Genomic DNA, 17,702 nt, shown 5'->3' on the forward strand with positions numbered 1-17,702 from the left:
TCGTGGCCGCTACCGCGCGGCCTGGTCATGCACGGCGCGGCTGTCCTTCGGCGCCTCGTCGCGATCGTTCATGCCGTAGTCGCGGATGACGCTGGCGATGCGCAAGTGATAGTCGGCGAAGATCTGCGCCCTGCCCCTGGCCTGGGTGCGGCGGTGCTCCATCGTGTTGCGCCAGGCCTGGACGGCCGCTTCATCCCGCCAGAACGACACCGACAGGATCTTGCCCTTCTCAGTCAGGCTCTCGAATCGCTCGACCGAGATGAAGCCGTCGATGGTCTGCAGCAGCGGCTTCAGATCGGCTGCAAGGTCGAAATAGGTCTGGCGGTGTTCCGGCTTGGGCCAGACCTCGAAGATCACGGCGATCATGGGCGTCTCCTGCTGTTGGTGGGCCTACAATACCACCTTGCGCAGGAAGGTGCGTTCTTCGGCGAGGATGAATTTCTCCGCCTCGGCAAAGTTGAAGTTTGCCATACCGTCGAGATCGGCGCGCAGCCGTTTGCGATAGGCTTCATAGGCGGCCAGGCTCTCGAACGAGATCAGGGCGGACGCAATGTTGTTGGTACCCTCATGCGGCATGAAGTAGCCAATCAACTCGCCGCCACATCTCGGGATGATGGTGAGCCAGCGCTTCGAATATTCCTCGAACTGCGCGCGCTTGAAGGGATCGAGCTGATAGCGGATGAAGACGGTGACGGACATGATGGGCTCCTTTGTTTTCGCCGTCATTGCGAGCGTAGCGAAGCAATCCAGGAGTCCCTCCGCGGACGCAGTCTGGATTGCTTCGCTTCGCTCGCAATGACGTGTTCGTGACAACACGCTACGCCCTTGCCCGACACCAACGCTTCGGTTACCATCGAAGCATGAAATCAGGACCCGACATCGCCATGGTCGCCTCGCTGGTCGGTGATCCCGCCCGCGCCAACATGCTCACTGCGCTGATGAACGGCCGTGCGCTCACGGCGAGCGAGCTGGCTCAGGAGGCCGGCATCACGCCGCAGACCGCAAGCTCGCATCTGTCGAAGCTCGAGGCCGGCGGCCTGATCGAGCCGGAGAAACAGGGCCGCCACCGCTATTACCGCCTCACCGACGACGACGTCGCCGGCGTGCTCGAGGGGCTCGCCGGCCTTGCCGCGCGGACCGGCCATATGCGCGTGCGCACCGGGCCGAAGGACCCTGCGCTGCGGCGCGCGCGGATCTGCTACGACCATCTCGCCGGCGACCTCGGCGTGCAGATGCTGGACTCCTTGCGCGAGCGGCATCTGGTCAGGCAGAGGAAGCAGGAGATCGAGCTGACCGCCGAGGGCGAGCGCTTTCTTGTGAAGCACCTGCAGATCTCGCCCGACATGCTCAGCCATCCGCGCCGCCCGGTCTGCAAGGCCTGCCTCGACTGGAGCGAGCGGCGGCACCATCTCGCCGGCACGTTGGGCGCGGCCATGATGCAACGGTTCGCCGAGTTGAAATGGGCCGCGCGCGATCCCACGCCCGGCAGCCGTATCGTGAATTTCACCCGTACCGGCGAGAAGCAGTTCGCTGCGCTGTTCGCGAATGGGAAGGACTGATCACACAAGCTCTGTGAGATCGCACGTTTGCGTGTGAATGTGCACTCTCGTCATGGCCGGGCTTGACCCGGCCATCCACGTCTTTATTGCGGCTGGCACGTGGATGCCCGGGCCTTCGCCTCGCCGAAGCGGCTTCGGCCGCGCAGGCGGGACAAGCCCGGGGCATGACGGAGACCGTGATGAACCGCATCTTCCTGGCCGCGCTTGCCGCCGCCCTTCTCGTTTCCCAACTGACATCGACCCGCGCCGCCGACACTGCGCCCCGCGAGCCCTATGGCATCGCGCTCGAAGGCTTTGCTTATCCTTACCCCGTGCACTTGCTCCCCGTCGTCAACGACGGCGAGCAGCTCAGCATGGCCTATATGGATGTCGCCGCGGCACGGCCGAACGGCCGCACCGTCGTGCTGCTGCACGGGCGCAATTTTCCGTCGAGCTATTGGGCGCCCGTGATCAAGATGCTGAGCGAGGCCGGCTTTCGTGTCGTGGTGCCGGACCAGGTCGGTTTCGGCAAGTCTTCCAAGCCGGCGGGCGAGCTGCATTTCGACAATCTGGCGCGCAACACCATTGCGCTGCTCGATCACCTCAAAATCGACAAGGCCGAGATCGTCGCGCATTCGCTCGGCGGCATGCTCGGCGTGCGCATCGCCCGGGCCTATCCCGACCGCCTCGTCCATCTGGTGCTGACCGCGCCGATCGGGCTCGAGGACTACCGCCTCTACGTGCCGCCGACGCCGACCGAGAAGATGATCGAGACCGAGGACAAGCTCACCGCCGACGGCTATCGCAAGCAGCTCCAGACCAATTACGCAATCAAGCTGCCGGCCGAGGCGATCACGCCGTTCATCGAGGCCCGCTTCAATATCAAGGGCAGCCCGGACTATCCGCGCTGGCTGCGCGCCTTCGTCTCTTCCGGCCAGATGATCTATCGTGAACCGGTGGCGCACGAGATCCCGCTGATCGCGACACCGACTCTGTTCATCATGGGCGCGGACGACCACAACGCGCCGGGCCGGCCGCTCGCGCCGGAGGCGCTGCGGGCCAAGATGGGGCAGAACGCAGAGCTTGCGAAGCAGCTCGCCGCGAAGATGCCGAACGCGCGGGCCGAGGTGATCCCCGGCACCGGCCATCTCGTGTTCCTGGAGGCGCCGGAGACGTACAAGGAACTGGTGCTCGGCTTTCTCGGCCGCTAGCGACACCAGCGTGTCGTCCGGGACCAGATGCGGGGAACGTTCATGCCGCATTCAGGTCATGATTGGCAGGTTTGGATCGCGACGTGCCGGCACGTTTCTCCAATTTTAACGTGTCGAATCGTGTCTGTTGATTCATTGTGCGCCACAAGCGCCATCCCCCTAAGCCTGCCCCCAGGACGAGAAGGAAGATCAAAAATGAAATACCTGTTAGCCGCCGTCATGCTCGCCAGCGCGGCCGTCGTCGGTTTCAGCGAGGCGGCCAGCGCCGCCGAGGGCTGCGGCCGAGGGTTTTATCGCGGCCCCTATGGTCAGTGCCGCCCGATGCGTGGCGCAGTCGTCGTGCGCCCCGCCCCCGTGGTGGTCGCCCCGCCGGTCGTCGTGGTGCCCCGCGCGCGCGTCTGCCCCTACGGCTTCCGCTGGTACGCCGGCCGCTGCCGTCCTTACTGATCTTCTTCGCACTCCAGAATGGCCGCGCGGCATCCGCTGCGGCCATTTTCTTTTGGGGCTCTGACTTTCGCCCACGGAGCCGGGCGTCTCCAGAAAAGAAACGGGGACCGCCAGCGGCGATCCCCGTTGAGTCCGCGAATGGTCGCGAGCTTACCAATAATGGCGGCGGCGCCAGCGCCGACGGTGCCGGCGCCAATGACGGCGGTGCCAGCCCCAGTGGCGGCCACGCCCACGCCAGTGAACCTGCTCAGGAGCGAGTTGCGCAGCTTCCTCACTGGTCGTGACAGCGGGATGAGCGTCGGGATTGCCTTGCGGCGCGTGAGTGGGATCAGCGAGCGGCTGCGGTGACAGCGGCGCGGCCTGTGCCGCGGTCGCGGCGAAGGCAGCGGCGCCCGCCGTCAATCCCAAGGCAAGTTTCAAAAAGTTCCGGCGCTCCATCGTTTCTTCCTTCTTGGATCATCGTGCACGTGATGCAGAAGGAATGTCGCTGCAACGCCATGAACCGAAGCTGAAGCCGGCGTTCAGATTCATGCGAGCCGAGATGAAGAATTCGTAACTCCGTCCGGGTTACAGAACCTCGCTACGTCGCGAACTCCTGCGCCAGCACCAGCGTCTCGCGCGAGCGCTTCACGTCGGGCCAGTCGCGGTTGAAGTCGGTGACGAGCTTTTTCAGCGCATCACCTTTCAGCATCGCGTTCAGCTTGGCCTCGTCATCGAACTGATACATCGCCTGGTGCAGCGAGGGATCGTCGAGGCTCCAGAATCGCCACGCCTTGCTCACGCCGAAGGCCTGCACCGCGTCGGGCAAATGTTCCGTCTCGTACCAACGGTCGAAAGCAGCGCGCTTGGCGGCGTCGGACACGACGGCGCGAACGACGAAGAAGGCTGCTGGCATCGGATTTCCTCCTGTTGTTTGGGGCGAGCCTAGCCGGTTAAGCCGCCGGCGACAAAAGGAGTCGCCGCCGGTGTCGGAATGGGCGCCCTTCGTTCGTCCTTTGCGTTGAACCGGCACACGGAGACAGCAAATGGCCGACCTCACCCTGACCACCTTCGATTGGGTTCCCGCAGCGCCGCGAGGCTTCGTGCGCGACTTCCGCGTGCGCTGGGCCCTCGAAGAAGCCGCCTTGCCCTATCGCGTCGCCAGCGTGCCATTCGACGACCGCGGGCCCGCGCACTTCGCCCACCAGCCGTTCGGCCAGGTTCCGTGGCTGACCGACGGCGACCTCTCGATCTTCGAGACCGGCGCGATCCTGCTGCATCTCGGCGGCCTCAGCGAGAGGCTGATGCCAAAGGACCCGCGCGGCCGCACTGAAGCGGCGGAGTGGGTGTTCGCGGCGCTCAATTCGGTGGAGATGGCCAGCCTGCCCTGGGGCATGTCCAAATTCATGGGACATCCGACCGACACGGCAGCATGGAAATTCGTGGACGACTTCCTCAAGCTTCGGCTCAAGCATCTCGAGGCGGTGCTGGCCAGCCGCGAATGGTTGGCGGGCTCCTTCTCCGTCGCCGACATCCTGATGGCGGACGTGCTGCGCGTCGTCGATGGTTTCAACGGGCTGACGGATAGTCCTGCCTGCCGCGCTTACGTCGCGCGCGCCACCGGACGTCCGGCGTTCGCCAAGGCCCACGCCGACCAGCTGGCGCATTTCGCCGCGGCGGATAAGGCGCGCGGGGCGTGATGCACCTCACATAATCGATGCTGTGCTTGGCATAGAGTCGCCGGCATCGGAACGATTCAATTCGACAGGTGACCCATGGTCCGCATCGAATATCTCAAGCGACAGATCGCCCGCGCCGAGCGGTTGGCCAAGGCCATCCTCGACCGGCAGACCGCCGACCGGCTCCAGGCCTACGCCGCCGAATGCCGCGCCGAATTGTCGGAGCTGACAGTCAAGCAGGCCGCGTGAGGCTTGCTGGCGCTGGAGGCGTCTGATGCGTAGGGCGGACTAGCGATAGCGTAATCCGCCACTTCTCCATCCGATGACGCACACCTTGGTGGATTACGCTTCGCTAATCCACCCTACACCTCACACCAGCTTCAGCGGCGCATCGGCAACGACCCTGAGGTCAATGCTGCCGATCAACGCCGCACGCCGCGCCTCCGCAGCACTGATGGCCTCGTCCGTCTGCCGCAACGTCGAGACATTCGAGCCGAGCGAGACGATCCCGCCGAGCACCAGCGCAATCGATCCGAGCGCGGCAGTCTGACCAAATCCGAACAGACCGAGGATCGTCACCAGCAGCAGCGCCGCCCCGCCACCGATCGCGATCTTGGACGCCAGGATGTACTTGCGGCACCGCTCAGCGATCTCGGCGAGCTCTTCGATCCGATCTTCGATGTCGGAGATTTCGTCGGAAGGATCGTCTTCGGTCATTGGATCGAGCGTGCCAAATCAGAAGGAGCCTGTCGCCCGCATGAGCAAAGCGACATGCGGGACCTCGGCAAAGGGCCGGATTTCGCTGCGCTCATCCGGGCTACCTCCTATTACAACGGCAAATTGTCGTGCTTCTTCGCCGGCATTTCCGTCTTCTTGTCCTTCAGCATCGCCAGCGCCCGCGCGATGCGCTTTCTTGTCGAGTGCGGCATGATGACGTCGTCGATATAGCCGCGCTCGGCGGCGATGAACGGCGACAGGAAGCGGTCCTCGTATTCCTTGGTCCGGGCGGCGATCTTGTCGGGGTCGCCGATATCGCTGCGGAAGATGATCTCGACCGCGCCCTTGGCGCCCATCACGGCGATCTGGGCGGTCGGCCAGGCGTAGTTCATGTCGGCGCCGATCTCCTTGGAGGCCATGACGTCGAAGGCGCCGCCATAGGCCTTGCGGGTGATGATGGTGACGAGCGGCACGGTGCACTGCGAATAGGCGAACAGGAGCTTCGCGCCGTGCTTGATCAGGCCGCCATATTCCTGCGCGGTGCCGGGCAGGAAGCCCGGCACGTCGACGAAGGTGACGATCGGGATGTTGAAGGCGTCGCAGAAGCGGACGAAGCGTGCCGCCTTGCGCGATGCGTCGCTGTCGAGCACGCCGGCCAGCACCATCGGCTGGTTGGCGACGAAGCCGACCGTGCGCCCGGCAATGCGACCAAAGCCGGTGACGATGTTCTTGGCGAAGGCTTCGGCGATCTCGAAGAAGTCGCCCTCGTCCACGACCTTCAGGATCAGCTCCTTCATGTCATAGGGCTTGTTCGGATTGTCGGGGATCAGCGTGTCGAGCGACATGTCGACCCTCTCGATGTCATCGAAGCTCGGCCATTCCGGCACGCCGTCGGTGTTGTTGGAGGGCAGGAAGTCGATCAGGCGACGCATCTGCAAGAGGGTCTCGACGTCGTTCTCGAAGGCGCCGTCGGCGATTGAGGAGCGCGTGGCGTGCACCGAGGCGCCGCCGAGCTCTTCGGCGGTGACGACCTCGTTGGTCACGGTCTTCACGACGTCCGGGCCGGTGACGAACATGTAGCTGGTGTTCTTCACCATGAAGATGAAGTCGGTCATCGCAGGCGAATAGACGTCGCCGCCGGCGCAGGGGCCCATGATGACGGAGATCTGCGGGATCACGCCCGAGGCAAGCACGTTGCGGCGGAAGACGTAGGAATAGCCGGCGAGCGCGGCGACGCCTTCCTGGATGCGGGCGCCGCCGGCGTCATAGAGGCCGATGATGGGCGCCCTCGCCTTCATCGCCATGTCCTGGAGCTTCGTGATCTTCAGCGCATGCGTTTCCGAGAGTGAGCCGCCGAACACCGTGAAGTCTTTGGCAAACACAAAAGTCTTGCGGCCGTTGACGGTGCCCCAGCCGGTGACGACGCCGTCGCCCGGCACCTTGCTCTTCTCCATGCCGAACTCGGTGGAGCGGTGCTCGACGAACATGTCGAACTCCTCGAACGATCCCTTGTCGAGCAGAAGCTCGATGCGCTCGCGGGCCGTCAGCTTGCCGCGGGCGTGCTGCGCCTCGATGCGCTTCTCCCCGCCGCCGAGCTTTGCGCCGGCACGACGATCTTCAAGGGCGTCCAGGATGTGTTTCATTTGCTCCCGCCAGTTCTTAAGTGATGGGCGGGTTCTAACACGGCATTTTGCGGCCCGGAAAGCCGCTTTCGCCGTCGCAGGGCTGCCCTGCCGCAGCGGGAAAGCGCAAGGAATTACAAAGTTTTGCCCAGGAGGCGAGCGTGAGCGAAGGAACGGCCGAGACGGGCGCTGCGACAGGCGGCGTCAACATCCTGCTGCGGCTGGAGGGCCTCACCCTGTTTGCAGGGATGGTGACGCTCTATGCGGCCTGGGACGGGTCGTGGCTGGTGTTTGCGCTGCTGTTCTTCGTACCCGATCTGAGCTTCCTGGCCTACCTGTCCGACGCCAGGTTCGGCGCGATGGTCTACAACGCCGCCCACAGCTACTTGGTGCCGGTGGCGCTGCTGACGCTGGGCTTCGCCCTCGCCTCGCCCCTCATCCTCTCCATCGCCTTGATCTGGCTTGCCCATATCGGCATCGACCGGGCGCTCGGCTACGGCCTGAAATATTCCGCCGGGTTCGGCTTCACCCACCTGGGGCGGATTGGGCGGCAGAAGGATTCCTGACCTCACATTTGGCAGCCCGGCAGGTTGACCGGGCCGACCGATTCAGGCTTGCTCCGAGTCAGATCAGGCGCCGAATGTTGCGTGAGCCCAGTCGGTACGGCGGTGATCATCTGCCCTGGCTCCAGCGTCTACCTACTGGCATCACCGAGATGTCCGCGACGGTCGTCCCCTTGCCGCCGAACCCAGCGTCCGAAACGATCGACTTCCTGCGCCGCATGGCCGGCATGGTGTCGGGGCGGAACGGCGAGATGCTGCTGCGCGCAGCCAGCATGATCGAACAGCTCGGCCAGCGGGCGATGTCGGCCGAGCGGCTCTATCATCAGGCGCAGGAAGAGAGCACGCGGAACGCCGAGCTGCGCGAGTCCGCCGAACTCGCCTCCGACGCCATGGTCGGCCAGATCGCGGCGCTGCGGGCACAGCTCGCCGAGCTCACCGCCGCGACCGCAGCCGAGCGCGCCGCCTTCGATGCCGAGCGCGGCAAGCTGCTCGCGCTGATGCAGCATGCCGAGCAGCATATTGGCAAGCTCACGACGGAGCTGGACAGCTTGCGCGCCTCCGTCGACAGCTTCAACGAAACCGCGGTCTCGGTGCCGATCGAGGTGCTGCGGCTGGCGCGGACGCAGTTCGATTATCTCTCCAGCGGCTTTGCCCGGCGCGGCGATCCGATCTCGCAGGCCATGAGCGAGATCGGCGGCTTTGCGATTGACCGGGCGCTCACGGCAAAACCCGACAACGCCTGAACTCCGTCCCCGAAATCGTCGACTTTCAGCTCGAGCTGGACCGCCGGGTTGGCGCTCAGAATTGCCGAGGAGTTGCCGATGGCTGCGTGGTGTTGCCATGACGTCATCATAGCGGTGACACCGAAACCACTACAAGGCCGGGCGTTCGAAAGCGATATCAGCGCAGCAAGAACCCACGACCGGAGAGAACAATGTTCGTCGATATCGATAATGCATCACTCGCGATGGCAGGCTCGAGCCTGCCCGGAGATCAACCTATCTTCATGATCAATCTTCTCCGTTATCGGAATGAGGCCTTGTACCGGGACAAGTCCGAGCTTCCGGCCTGTTGCGGCCGCGAAGCCTATTTTACGCGCTATGTCCCCGCATTTCGCAAGATCGCGACTCCGCAAGGGGTCAGGCCAACTTGGCTTGGATCTGTCGGAGCTCTGCTGGTGGCCGCGCAAGGCGAAGCCTGGCACGACGCCGCAATCGTCCGTTACCCTGACTTCGCGACCTTTCGAGCGATCGTCTTGAGCTCCGATTACCGGCGTGAGGCCGAGCCCCACCGTTTGGCCGCGCTCGCCGATTGGCGCCTGATTGCGACGACCGAGGTTCAGGTGCCGGCTGATCTGCAACCGCGCGCTTAAGCTGACCGTATGGGATCGGGTTGCTTCTCCATCAACCACACGGTCGCGCTAGATCGCGCCGATCTCGGCAAGGCAGGCTTGCGTCAGCGTCATGCGAGCCTCGATGTGCCGTGGCTCTTTGCAATCCATGTTGAGCGCGAACACGGTATGTGCCTCGCCCTTCTCGGCCCAGCCGACCATCCAGCCGAGCGACGGCTCGCCGCGCTCGGCGCCCAGGAGACCAGATTTGGCGCGGATGACGGCGTCGCCGACCTTGGTCGCCGGCAGGATGTCGGCGACGAGATCCTGGCTGCGCTTCGAGATCGGCAGCGCGCGGCGGCGCAGCCGGTCGACGAAATCGACTTGCTCGACCGGATCGATGCGCAAGGCCCCGGTGAGCCAGAACTGGTCGATGCCGCCGCCGATGTCGCGATTGCCATAGTCGAACGCGTCGACATATTGCTGCATACGCACCTCGCCGATGCGGCGCGCGATCTCCTGATAGACCGGCACCGCGCTCACGAGAATCGCGCTGCGCAGCGTGTGATCCTTGTTCCAGGTCTCGATCGGCCGCTTGACGCCGTCCCAGGCAAACACGTCCTTGTCGGGGTCAGTGACGACACCGGCCTCGAGCGCAATCAGCGAGTTGGGAATCTTGAAGGTCGAGGCCGGCAACTTGCCCTCGCCCGAGCGCTCCTTGTCGCTGGCGACGATCAGATAGTCCTCGACCTTGTAGCCGACGAAGGTGCCCGACGTGCCGAGGTCGGTGAAGCGCTTTGCAAGAGCGTCGCGGATTTCATTGCGCGGCGGCGCGACATGGGCGCGCGCGCGTCGAGGCAGGATCGCGGTTGCGGCGAGGAGGCCGAGGGTGGAACGGCGGGTCAGCAAAAGCGATATCCGTGAGCAGCGAAAACCAGCGCGACCATGCAGCCGCTAAGTGTTGAAACGATGACAGGTTGTGTTTACCGCCCCCGGCCCGACAGCCGCAGCACGAACACCAGCACCTCGGCGACGGCCTTGTAGAGATCTGGCGGGATCTCGTCGCCGAGCTCGACCTTCGACAGCGCGCCGGCCAGAACCTCGTTCTCCTCGATCGGAATGTCGTGGGCCTTGGCGATCTCGACGATCTTCTCGCCGATCGTGCCCTTGCCCTTGGCGACGACGACGGGCGCGCCAGATCCCTTCTCGTAATGCAGCGCGATCGCGAGCTTGGAGGGATTGCTCATGTGGCGCGATCCAGGAAGTGGCCGGCGCGAGCGGGCGCCGGAGCCGGCGGCGTGCCGTCGCGGACCACGATATCGCCGGGCTTGAGCTCGGCCTTCGTCAATGCCTGGCTGAGCTCACCGATGCCGGCGCGGAGCTGCTGCGCCGTGACCGGCCGCTCCGCCCACATCCGAACGAAGGTCTTGTCGCCGTTCAGCGTGATCAGCGCATGCACGGGTCCGGCCGGCTCGACATCGAGCGAGAAGCGCGCGCGCCAGGCGCGCTTGGCGGGATCGTCCGACTCATTGCCGCCGTCGCGCGAGATCTCGAACTGCGCCATCGCGGTACCTTGCGGGGTCGCGAACGGAATCTCGAAATTCCACTGCGGCACGGCCGGATCGATGCGGTGGCCGCTGGCGTCGGTGCGATCGGGAAGCGAGGCAATTTGCAACAGCGTCTGCCGCGCGATCGCGGCATCGGTGTCATCGAGCAGACGATGCACGGTCGCAGCCAGCGGCGTATCCGGTGCGAGCGACGGCGCGGCGATGGACTGAGGCGCCGGCAGCGCACCGCGGACCGGTGGAGGTGTCGGGTGTGCGGCCGCCTCGAAGATATGGGCGTCCGGCACGGACTTGTTGGAGCCCGGCACGTTGCCGGTCAGGCGCGGCAGGTTTTCCGTGACCTCCTGCAGCAGCCTCGCGGCAAGGCCCCCGGACATGGTGCGCGACACCAAGGCTTGCGGATTGTTCCCCGCCGCATGGGCCAGCACGGCGACAGCGAGCGCACCGCGCGACGCTTGCGCCGGTTGGGCGAGTTCCGGCAACGCCGCTTGGGCCGTTTCGCCCGCCAGCGCGGAGGCTGCGGTCTGCGTCGTTGCCGCAGCACTCGCCGGCAGCGCCACACCTGGCGCAGTTGCTTGCGGCGCGCCGGAGGTCGATGCCAGGGTCTGGCGCAACACCAGCAGAGCGGCCTTCAAGTCCGGGATCGTGCCGGAGGACGGCGTTGTGCCTGCGGCCAATGACGCCTCGAGAAACAGCCCTGACTTCTGGAACGCGGATTCGATATCGCCGCCGTCGAGGGCGGTGTTGAGCGGCGTCTGCTGCGCCAGCACATCGAGCACCGCCTGCTTCAGCCCTGCGGGCAGTTTGCTGTTCGTCACGACGGAGGCCAGGTTGGCGAACAGCGCTGCCTGGCTGCCCTGTTTGGTCGCGGCGTCGGCAGAGGCCGTCTGAACGGCGACCTGCTCGGACGGAGTGAGGGTGTTCCGTGCCGTGGCCACCGACGGCGCCAGCGGCGGGCTGTCCACCAGCGAGGCCGCGCGCGGCGTCAGCGTGACCTGATCTCCCGCCGCCTCGCCTGCCCCACCCATGACCGCGAGGCGAATGGTGCCGTTGCTCTGCGAGACCGCGAGCTGGAGATTCTGCCCCGGCGTCAACGCCACCTCCGACATCACGTCCATCGAGAGGTTAGCGATCGCGATCCGCACCAGATTGTCGGCGAGCACGCTGACCACCCTGGCATCGACGACACTGCCGGCTTGCAGCACGAGATCCGGCGTCGCCGCATCAGCCGGGCGGCTGGCAGCGTTGACGGGAGCGATGGGGGTGACCGGCGTCGGCATCTCGGCAGCCCTAGGGGAATGCTGGCTACCGTAACCGCTGCCTCGTAAACCTCTCGTTAACCTGGCACGGCCGGCGGCTTCACCGCCGCCAGAACCGTCGCAGCGGCCTGGAAATCCTTCAGGCGGGCGGCGCGGCGGGCGGCCGCCTCCTCGTCCAAGCCCCATTGCTCGACGTTCCAGTCCTCGTCGACATGGGCGGCGGCCCAGACCTGGTCGGCATCGCGCACGTCCTGGTCCAGCGCCAGCGCGAGCAGCGCCGATCCGGTCAGGGTGGTCACCATGTGGAGCGCGGCGACCGACCAGGGATCGCCGGGCAGCGCGGCCCGTGCGGCCTTCACCGCCTCCTCCGGCTGCTTCACGTGCATGACGCCTTCGGACAGGATGAAATGCGCACCCAGCGTCTGCGCCGCCCAGGACAGCACAGGATCCCAATGCGCGGCCTCCCGGGCGACCAGTCCCTCAGGATGGCCGGCACGATAGAACAGCAGGTCAGACTCGAAATATTTGGCGAGGTCGTCGCTGACGAGCTCGACGCGATCGATAACGCCCTCGACCACGCTGTTGGCGATGCGCGTCAACGGCATGGTCACGGGATCGATCGCCTCGCCTTGGGCGGACCATTCTGCGGCGACACTATCTGCGAGCGCGCGCGTCGGGATCACCAATTGGCGGCCGGAGGGCGTACGGATCGGCTTGCCGTCGAGAGTGATGGCGAAGCCGCCCTCGGCGTCGACGACGCCGGCCTCCTTGTAGAAGCGCTTGCGCAGCGGCGTGCGCGCGGACGCGCGCGCCGATTCCCGGGGATCAGGCGGGGGCTGCCCCGCAGCTTCTTCGAACAATTCGCGCATGTCGTTTTTTTGTTCCTGTCGTCAGTCGAATTACCAGTGTCGTCACGACCTCGCCAGTAGGACCAGGAGTGCTGCTAGTTCGCACACATGCGCGCGTACGTGCCGCGATCGGCCGGCCCCAGTCCTGCGGCTGCGCCGTCGTGAAGACATTTCGTGACGCGATCGCTGAACGAATTGCGCGGGAGCGGCTGGTAATTGTAGCGCGGCGGCGCGTCAAATTGCGGAACCTTGGGCACCTCGATCTTCGGCGGCGGTGGCGGCGCAGGCAGCGGTGGAGCGAGCCGCGCGGCGTCCGGCGAGACATATTGCGCGCGGGCGGCCGGCTCTACCAACAGAGTAGCCAAGAGCGCAAAGCAGATCGACAATCGTCTCATGGAGGAACATGTCGTGCGCCAGGCGCCCCTATTCAACCTCACTATTCTTCAGGCGCGTTCTCGATCGGATCAAATCTGGTTGCGTCCAGACCCAGCAGGTTCCACGACTGCTGCATGTGCGGCGGCAACGGCGCGGTGGCGTCGATCACGCCGCCGCGCGGATGCGGGATGACGATCCGGCGTGCGAGCAGATGCAGCCGGTTCTGCAAGCCGCCGGGCAGCTGCCAGTTCTCGATGTTGAAATATTTGGGATCGCCGACGATGGGATGGCCGATATGGGCCATGTGGGCGCGCAGCTGGTGGGTGCGGCCCGTCACCGGCTTCAGCGACACCCAGGTCAGCTTGTTACCGGCGGTCTCGACCACGGCGTAGTACGTCACCGCGTGGCTGGCGCCCTCATCGCCATGCTGGGCGATGCGCATGATGGTGTCGTCCTCGCCCTCCTCCTTCGCAAGGAAGGTCGAGATGCGCCCCTGCTTCGGCTTCGGCAGGCCCGGCACCAGGGCCCAATAGACCTTTCGTGCCGAGCGCGAGCGGAATGCACCGGTCAGATGCGAGGCGGCAAAGCGCGTCTTGGCGATCAGCAGACACCCTGAGGTCTCGCGATCGATACGGTGGACGAGACGCGGCTTCTGGCCCTTGGCATCACGCATCACCTCCAGCATCTGATCGATGTGCCGCGTCATGCCCGAGCCGCCCTGCACGGCAAGGCCGGCCGGCTTGTTCAGGACGAGGACGTCGTCGTCCTCCCAGATCGTCATCTCCTTCAGCGCCTTCAGCGTCTTCTGCGCGGCCTCCGAGAGCTCGCCGACGACCTTAGGCGCATCGAGCTTGAGCGGCGGGATGCGGACGCTCTGTCCCTCCTCCAGCCGGTCTTTGCTGTCGACGCGCTTGCCGTCGACACGCAGCTCGCCTTTGCGCACGACGCGCTGGATGTGGGAGAACGACAGGCCGGGAAAGCGCGCTTCCAGGAAACGGTCAACGCGCATGTTGTTCTCGTCGGCCGTGACCGTGACGGTTTGCACCTTGGTCGGCAGCAGCGCCTCGATGGACTTTGCAGGCGCAGGCCTCTCCTGGACTGCTTTTGGCGGACGCCGCTCGGCGCGATCGCCGACAAAGCGCGGCGGCTTCCCGCCGGGCTTGCCGCCCGGACGCGGCCCGGCCTTCTTCGCGCTACGCGCCTGATGCGCCCGCGAGTCGTCGCGCTCGTCACGCGAACGCGGCTTTGGGTTCATTCTCTTGATGCGGCGACTCATGCGGTTTTTCCAAGCTTTCGCGTCGACTGCGCATTGGCGCGGCGGGGCAGCGACGCAACCTGCGCGCCCACCTCCTTCTCCGCCAGCCGCAGCTCATATTGCTGTTGCAGGTTCATCCAGAATTGCGGGCTGGTGCCGAACCAGTGACCCAGGCGCAACGCCGTGTCGGCGGTGATGCCGCGCTGCCCGTTGATGATGCCGGTGATGCGATTCACAGGTACGTCGATCTGACGCGACAGCTCTGCGGCCGAAATGCCGAGTTCGCGCAGTTCTTCGGCGAGATGCTCACCGGGATGTGTTGGTGTATGAGCCATGGGAGTTTCCCCGGCGAGTAGCAAGATTTACGCGTTACGTAAACCGTAAATATACGCCCTGTAGCCCTAAGTCCCGCCCCGCTCCTTGCGCAGCTTGGCCCAGTAATCCAGCCGCTTCCTGATCTCGCGTTCAAAACCGCGCTCGGGCGGGTCGTAGAAGGTCTGGCGGCCCAGGGCCTCCGGGAAGTAGTCCTGGCCGGAGAAGGCGTCCGGCGCATCATGGTCGTATGCGTAGCCGGAGCCGTAGCCTTCGGACTTCATCAGCTTGGTCGGGGAATTGAGGATGTGCTTTGGCGGCAGCAGCGAGCCGGCCTGCTTGGCGACCTGCATCGCGGTGCCGAAGGCGGTGTAGACCGCGTTCGATTTCGGCGCGGTGGCGAGATAGACCACGGCCTGGGCGATGGCGAGCTCGCCCTCGGGATGGCCGAGGAAGTCGAAGGCGTCCTTGGCGGCATTGGCGATGACGAGCGCCTGCGGATCGGCCAGCCCGATGTCCTCGACCGCCATGCGCACGACGCGGCGGGCCAGGAACAGCGGGTCCTCGCCAGCGTCCAGCATGCGCGCGAGGTAATACAGCGCGGCATCGGGATCGGAGCCGCGCACCGATTTATGCAGCGCCGAGATGAGATTGTAGTGGCCGTCGGCCGATTTGTCGTAGATCGGCGCGCGGCGCTGCAGGATCTCCTGCAGCTGCGCGGCATTGAAAATCTCGTCCGCCCGCGCCGAACGCCAGACTTCTTCGGCGAGCGTCAACGACGCACGGCCATCGCCGTCGGCCATGCGCACCAGCACCGCGCGCGCCTCCGCATCGAGTGGCAGCTTCCTGCCCTCGACGGCTTCGGCATGCACGAACAGCTTATCGATCGCGGCGGCATCGAGCGAGCGAAACACCAGCACGCGCGCACGCGAGAGCAACGCCGCATTGAGCTCAAAGGACGGGTTCTCGGTGGTGGCGCCGACCATGACGACAGTGCCGTCTTCCATCACCGGCAGAAAGGAGTCCTGCTGGGCGCGGTTGAATCTGTGCACCTCATCGACGAACAGCAGCGTGCCCTTGCCCATCTCGCGACGGGCGCGCGCGGCATCGAACGCTTTCTTGAGGTCGGCGACGCCAGAGAACACCGCGGAGATCTGCTCAAAATGCAGATCCGTCGCGTCAGCCAGGAGCCGCGCCACCGTGGTCTTGCCGGTGCCGGGCGGGCCCCAGAACACCAGCGAGCCGAGCGTGCGCGTTTCCAGCATGCGCGTCAGCGCACCATCGGGGCCGAGGATGTGATCCTGGCCGACGACCTCCGACAGCGCACGCGGGCGCAGCCGGTCCGGCAGCGGATGCGGAGCATCGTGATCGAGCCCCGCCGCAGCAAAGAGAGTCGGTGTCTCCGTTGGTCGCTTCGGACTCATCCGCCCAGCGTGACGTTGATCTGCTGGCCACCACGCACCAGCGTGATGCGCCAGATCCGTGCCCGTTCACCTGCAGCCTTCTCGAGGTCGCCGGTCTTGCTGATCTTCTGATTGTTGACGGCCAGGATGATGTCGCCCTTCTGGAAGCCGACACTCGCAGCCGCGGTATCGCCGCCGATATCGGTGATCACGACGCCTTCGGTGTCGGCATCCAGACGCAGCTCATCGGCGACGGCCGGCGTGATGGTCGAAACCTTCGCGCCCTGGAACGGCGAACGCGCGGTGACGACGAGCTCGTTGCGCCCGGTGTCGGGCGCGGTCTCCAGCGCTACCGTGAGCTTCACCGACTTGCCGCCGCGCTGCACGTCGAGCTGCGCGGTGCCGCCGAGCGGACGGGTTGCGAAGCGATAGTCGAAGGCGTTGGGATCATCCACGATCTGGCCGTCGATCCCGGTGATGAGGTCGGAGGATTTCAGGCCGGCTTTCGCCGCCGGACCGTTCGACACCACGCTCGCGACCAGCGCACCGGTCGGCGAGCGCAAGCCGAGGCTCTCGGCGATGTCGGGCGTCACCGCCTGCAATTTTGCTCCTAACCAGGGCCGCTTCACCGCCTTGCCGCCGCTCTTGGCGGAGGCGACGACGACGCGCACCATGTTGGCGGGAATCGCAAAGCCGATGCCTTGCGAGCCGCCGGAGCGCGAATAGATCGCGGTATTGATGCCGGCGAGCTTGCCACCCATGTCGACCAGCGCGCCGCCGGAATTGCCCGGGTTGATCGCCGCATCGGTCTGAATGAAGAACTGATAGTCGGTGATGCCCACTTGCGTGCGCGCCAGCGCCGAAATGATACCCTGGGTCACGGTCTGGCCGACGCCGAACGGATTGCCGATCGCGAGCACGACGTCGCCGACCAAGAGCTCATCGGAATTGGTGAAGTCCAGCGTCGGGAACTTCTCCTTGCTGTCCTTCAGGCGCAGCACGGCGAGATCGGTCCGGGAATCCTTGAGCAGGATCTCGGCCTCGAACTCGCGCTTGTCCGACAGCGACACCTTCACCTGGTCGGCGCCCTCGATGACGTGGACGTTGGTGACGACGAGGCCGGAGGCATCGACGATGACGCCGGAGCCGAGCGAGCGCTGCATCTGCTCGGGCTGCTGGCCCGGCACGCCGAAGAAGCGGCGGAAGATCGGATCGTCCAGTAGCGGATTGCGGTTCTGCACCACCTTGGCGGCATAGACGTTGACGACCGCCGGCTGCACCCGCTGCACGATCGGCGCATAGGACATCCGCAGCTCGGCCGGCGACGACGGGACCCGACGGTCCTGCGCAGCAGTCGGATTGAAGGTGGCCGAAAAGGCTACGCACAGCGCCGTAAGGGCGGCAGTCCAGGTCGCTCGAAACATTCCTACCTCTTGGAAAAGACGCCGGAATATAGGCGCGTTCGCCTCCCAATAGAAGGCCGCCGGCGGGCAATATTCGGTCCCTTCGCAGCCGTGTCCGGCATGCAAGGGTGCCGTGCGAATCGGCCATTTGCCCGGCGGCGGATTGGCATGATGTGCGTCATCTTGCATGGTGGTG

General features: G+C 65.4%; 24 protein-coding genes. 9 read left to right on the forward strand and 15 right to left on the reverse strand.

Translation table 11 applies throughout. The annotated features are described in order from the left end of the window. Positions 1-9: 9 nt before the first annotated feature. Together N2605_RS20650 and N2605_RS20655 are read right to left on the reverse strand one after the other, a co-directional pair. Entirely contained in the window at positions 10-366 is a 357-nt protein-coding gene (locus N2605_RS20650; RefSeq protein ID WP_225185635.1) for an antibiotic biosynthesis monooxygenase family protein, read from the reverse strand. Positions 367-390: 24 nt separating this feature from the next. After that, the gene (locus N2605_RS20655; protein WP_036011128.1) at positions 391-699 is read right to left on the reverse strand and encodes an NIPSNAP family protein; all 309 of its coding nucleotides are present in this window, start codon (positions 697-699) and stop codon (positions 391-393) included. Positions 700-860: 161 nt separating this feature from the next. Between N2605_RS20655 and N2605_RS20660 the strand changes: the two genes are divergently transcribed. From N2605_RS20660 to N2605_RS20670, 3 genes are all read left to right on the forward strand, one after another. Continuing rightward, complete coding sequence (locus tag N2605_RS20660) at positions 861-1,559, forward strand: winged helix-turn-helix domain-containing protein (protein ID WP_225132582.1); 699 nt, start codon at positions 861-863, stop codon at positions 1,557-1,559. 179 nt (positions 1,560-1,738) lie between these two features. Beyond that, on the forward strand, positions 1,739-2,749 hold the full coding sequence (locus N2605_RS20665; protein ID WP_260342494.1) for an alpha/beta fold hydrolase: 1,011 nt from the start codon (positions 1,739-1,741) through the stop codon (positions 2,747-2,749). Positions 2,750-2,944: 195 nt separating this feature from the next. After that, positions 2,945-3,196 carry a GCG_CRPN prefix-to-repeats domain-containing protein gene (locus N2605_RS20670; RefSeq protein WP_036011098.1) on the forward strand — a complete coding sequence of 84 codons (252 nt, stop codon included), beginning with the start codon at positions 2,945-2,947 and terminating at the stop codon, positions 3,194-3,196. Positions 3,197-3,346: 150 nt separating this feature from the next. Here the strand turns inward: N2605_RS20670 and N2605_RS20675 are convergent, their stop codons facing one another. Beyond that, complete coding sequence (locus N2605_RS20675; protein ID WP_225132790.1) at positions 3,347-3,616, reverse strand: twin-arginine translocation (Tat); 270 nt, start codon at positions 3,614-3,616, stop codon at positions 3,347-3,349. On the opposite strand from N2605_RS20675, the gene N2605_RS20680 reads away from it, so the two are divergent. After that, positions 3,519-3,752 carry a hypothetical protein gene (locus N2605_RS20680; protein ID WP_036027557.1) on the forward strand — a complete coding sequence of 78 codons (234 nt, stop codon included), beginning with the start codon at positions 3,519-3,521 and terminating at the stop codon, positions 3,750-3,752. The genes N2605_RS20675 and N2605_RS20680 overlap by 98 nt on opposite strands. A gap of 24 nt (positions 3,753-3,776) precedes the next feature. Here N2605_RS20680 and N2605_RS20685 read toward each other — a convergent pair whose 3' ends face one another. Continuing rightward, a complete protein-coding gene (locus N2605_RS20685; RefSeq protein ID WP_225132584.1) occupies positions 3,777-4,091 on the reverse strand; it encodes a hypothetical protein in 315 nt (104 codons plus the stop codon). A 130-nt stretch (positions 4,092-4,221) separates the two neighbouring features. On the opposite strand from N2605_RS20685, the gene N2605_RS20690 reads away from it, so the two are divergent. After that, on the forward strand, positions 4,222-4,875 hold the full coding sequence (locus tag N2605_RS20690; protein WP_260342497.1) for a glutathione S-transferase family protein: 654 nt from the start codon (positions 4,222-4,224) through the stop codon (positions 4,873-4,875). A gap of 75 nt (positions 4,876-4,950) precedes the next feature. Then, positions 4,951-5,103 (forward strand): hypothetical protein, encoded by a 153-nt coding sequence (locus N2605_RS20695; RefSeq protein ID WP_193374987.1) that lies wholly within the window; start codon positions 4,951-4,953, stop codon positions 5,101-5,103. Positions 5,104-5,223: 120 nt separating this feature from the next. On the opposite strand, the gene N2605_RS20700 is transcribed toward N2605_RS20695, so the two are convergent. Both N2605_RS20700 and N2605_RS20705 read right to left on the reverse strand, forming a co-directional pair. Further along, on the reverse strand, positions 5,224-5,571 hold the full coding sequence (locus tag N2605_RS20700) for a hypothetical protein (RefSeq protein ID WP_225124914.1): 348 nt from the start codon (positions 5,569-5,571) through the stop codon (positions 5,224-5,226). Positions 5,572-5,681: 110 nt separating this feature from the next. Next, positions 5,682-7,214: an acyl-CoA carboxylase subunit beta gene (locus tag N2605_RS20705; protein WP_128264731.1), complete on the reverse strand. Its 1,533-nt coding sequence runs from the start codon at positions 7,212-7,214 to the stop codon at positions 5,682-5,684. Positions 7,215-7,354: 140 nt separating this feature from the next. Here N2605_RS20705 and N2605_RS20710 point away from each other — a divergent pair, with 140 nt between their 5' ends. From N2605_RS20710 to N2605_RS20720, 3 genes are all read left to right on the forward strand, one after another. Next, entirely contained in the window at positions 7,355-7,759 is a 405-nt protein-coding gene (locus N2605_RS20710) for a DUF4260 domain-containing protein (RefSeq protein ID WP_036027562.1), read from the forward strand. Between the two features lie 149 nt (positions 7,760-7,908). Continuing rightward, a complete protein-coding gene (locus N2605_RS20715) occupies positions 7,909-8,499 on the forward strand; it encodes a hypothetical protein (protein ID WP_036027564.1) in 591 nt (196 codons plus the stop codon). A 191-nt stretch (positions 8,500-8,690) separates the two neighbouring features. After that, positions 8,691-9,128: a DUF1330 domain-containing protein gene (locus N2605_RS20720; RefSeq protein WP_036027565.1), complete on the forward strand. Its 438-nt coding sequence runs from the start codon at positions 8,691-8,693 to the stop codon at positions 9,126-9,128. 48 nt (positions 9,129-9,176) lie between these two features. Here the strand turns inward: N2605_RS20720 and blaOXA are convergent, their stop codons facing one another. From blaOXA to N2605_RS20765, 9 genes are all read right to left on the reverse strand, one after another. Continuing rightward, positions 9,177-9,995, reverse strand: coding sequence for a class D beta-lactamase (gene blaOXA, locus N2605_RS20725; RefSeq protein ID WP_260342506.1), 819 nt, complete (start codon positions 9,993-9,995; stop codon positions 9,177-9,179). Positions 9,996-10,069: 74 nt separating this feature from the next. Beyond that, on the reverse strand, positions 10,070-10,333 hold the full coding sequence (locus tag N2605_RS20730; protein WP_036027569.1) for an EscU/YscU/HrcU family type III secretion system export apparatus switch protein: 264 nt from the start codon (positions 10,331-10,333) through the stop codon (positions 10,070-10,072). Beyond that, complete coding sequence (gene fliK / locus N2605_RS20735) at positions 10,330-11,931, reverse strand: flagellar hook-length control protein FliK (RefSeq protein ID WP_260342508.1); 1,602 nt, start codon at positions 11,929-11,931, stop codon at positions 10,330-10,332. Before fliK ends, N2605_RS20730 begins: the two co-directional genes overlap by 4 nt. A gap of 56 nt (positions 11,932-11,987) precedes the next feature. Continuing rightward, positions 11,988-12,779, reverse strand: a complete 792-nt coding sequence (locus tag N2605_RS20740; RefSeq protein WP_260342519.1) for an ATP12 family chaperone protein — start codon at positions 12,777-12,779, stop codon at positions 11,988-11,990. Between the two features lie 74 nt (positions 12,780-12,853). Continuing rightward, entirely contained in the window at positions 12,854-13,111 is a 258-nt protein-coding gene (locus N2605_RS20745) for a hypothetical protein (RefSeq protein WP_311735310.1), read from the reverse strand. 83 nt (positions 13,112-13,194) lie between these two features. Further along, the gene (locus tag N2605_RS20750; protein WP_225151420.1) at positions 13,195-14,409 is read right to left on the reverse strand and encodes an RluA family pseudouridine synthase; all 1,215 of its coding nucleotides are present in this window, start codon (positions 14,407-14,409) and stop codon (positions 13,195-13,197) included. Continuing rightward, positions 14,406-14,723, reverse strand: coding sequence for a HigA family addiction module antitoxin (locus N2605_RS20755; RefSeq protein ID WP_057029643.1), 318 nt, complete (start codon positions 14,721-14,723; stop codon positions 14,406-14,408). The genes N2605_RS20750 and N2605_RS20755 overlap by 4 nt, the downstream gene beginning before the upstream one ends. 66 nt (positions 14,724-14,789) lie before the next feature. Then, positions 14,790-16,124, reverse strand: a complete 1,335-nt coding sequence (locus N2605_RS20760; RefSeq protein ID WP_260342524.1) for a replication-associated recombination protein A — start codon at positions 16,122-16,124, stop codon at positions 14,790-14,792. Continuing rightward, entirely contained in the window at positions 16,121-17,527 is a 1,407-nt protein-coding gene (locus N2605_RS20765; protein ID WP_036011123.1) for a DegQ family serine endoprotease, read from the reverse strand. The genes N2605_RS20760 and N2605_RS20765 overlap by 4 nt, the downstream gene beginning before the upstream one ends. Positions 17,528-17,702: the final 175 nt, after the last annotated feature.

Origin of the sequence: Bradyrhizobium yuanmingense, assembly GCF_025200905.1 — a bacterium.
Taxonomy (GTDB): Bacteria; Pseudomonadota; Alphaproteobacteria; order Rhizobiales; family Xanthobacteraceae; genus Bradyrhizobium; species Bradyrhizobium yuanmingense.